Origin of the sequence: Exiguobacterium profundum (genome assembly GCF_001909285.1) — a bacterium.
Classification (GTDB): Bacteria; Bacillota; Bacilli; order Exiguobacteriales; family Exiguobacteriaceae; genus Exiguobacterium; species Exiguobacterium profundum.
Window position 1 is genome coordinate 1 of the sequence record NZ_MRSV01000007.1, and the last position, 457, is coordinate 457.

Annotated in this window: 1 protein-coding gene; it reads right to left on the reverse strand. The window is 45.1% G+C overall.

Features of this window, described 5'->3' with window-relative positions:
* Window positions 1-103: 103 nt before the first annotated feature.
* The coding region (gene raiA / locus BBB58_RS14935; RefSeq protein WP_369126283.1) for a ribosome-associated translation inhibitor RaiA at window positions 104-457 on the reverse strand (354 nt) is incomplete at its 5' end.

The following is a 457-nucleotide window of genomic DNA, read 5'->3' on the forward strand; positions in this document are numbered from 1 at the left end:
GTTTGTTTCCTTAAGTGACTTTAGTACAGTACCCGTACTGTTTTCACGCTGTCAACAAAAAACGCGCCCGAAGGCGCGTTGGCGATACACTCAATATAAAGGACTACTCTTCTTCAACTTCTTCGACGAAGTTGGCGTCTTTCACCGATGTTGCGGCACGACGTGCTTCGCCTTTGTGCTGCAGTTTATTGAGCTGCCGTTCCAGCTTGTTGATCAATTCGTTAATTGCGGTGTACATATCTTCATGTTTACCACTGGCAACCAGAACGCCGTTAGGTGTATTGATTGTGGCGTCAGCAACAAACCCTTGTGGCTCTTTGGACAGAATGATATGTGGATTAATCAGATGTGTTTGCCATTTTTCCAGTTTGGCGAGACGGTCTGCGACATGTTGGCGGATGGCCGGAGTAATTTCCATTTGTTTACTGGTAATGTTCATTGTCATAAATTTTACCTC